Raw genomic sequence first — 536 nt, 5'->3', positions numbered from 1 at the left:
CTTAATCTCGTGACCACCCAGGGCGTCGGTCAGACCATCGGCAGCGTCAAAATCACCGAAACCGACCGCGGACTCGAGTTCGCCCCCACTCTGCGGGCGCTACCGCCGGGTAAGCACGGGTTTCATATTCATGCCGAAGGCATCAGCAAAGCTGACCTGGAAAAAACCGTTGGCAAACCGGTTGAAACCGTGCCGCAGATTTTCGTCGACCAGAAACACATCGGCGGCTGCACCGATTTTGAAGCCTGGGCAAAAGAGAATCTCGGCCTGTTTGCCTGAGTCAATTTATTTGCTCGATGAATGACTGCGCCAGGTATCAAGCCAGGCGCAGATAAACAAAAAGCACAATGCCCCAAGCGCGCACCAGAACACGGCGCTCAACACCCACGCCATCTCCTGCCAGAACGTCCGGTGGGTCACGAAGAACAGCCGCATCGTCACCATGCAGACCGGCGCCGCCAGTATCGCGCCGAGCAAAGGACGCAGCACCCGCCGTCCGGGAGAGAGACAGCTCGCCGCCGCCCCTGGCAGCAAAA

At 59.0% G+C, this 536-nt stretch carries 2 protein-coding genes; one reads left to right on the top strand and one right to left on the bottom strand.

What is annotated here, in order from left to right; all coding sequences use genetic code 11:
• Positions 1-36 precede the first annotated feature (36 nt).
• Positions 37-279 (top strand): GrxA family glutaredoxin, encoded by a 243-nt coding sequence (locus ABD481_RS47095; RefSeq protein WP_425559446.1) that lies wholly within the window; start codon positions 37-39, stop codon positions 277-279.
• Between the two features lie 6 nt (positions 280-285).
• Here the strand turns inward: ABD481_RS47095 and ybjM are convergent.
• Positions 286-536, bottom strand: a 251-nt coding sequence (ybjM, locus tag ABD481_RS47090) for an inner membrane protein YbjM (protein WP_344672390.1), incomplete at its 5' end; no start/stop codon positions are given.

The sequence above is a fragment of the Catenulispora yoronensis genome (assembly GCF_039531695.1).
Lineage (GTDB): Bacteria > Actinomycetota > Actinomycetes > Streptomycetales > Catenulisporaceae > Catenulispora > Catenulispora yoronensis.
The sequence above is the reverse complement of the archived record's forward strand: the minus strand, read 5'-3'. Positions and strand labels throughout refer to the sequence as shown.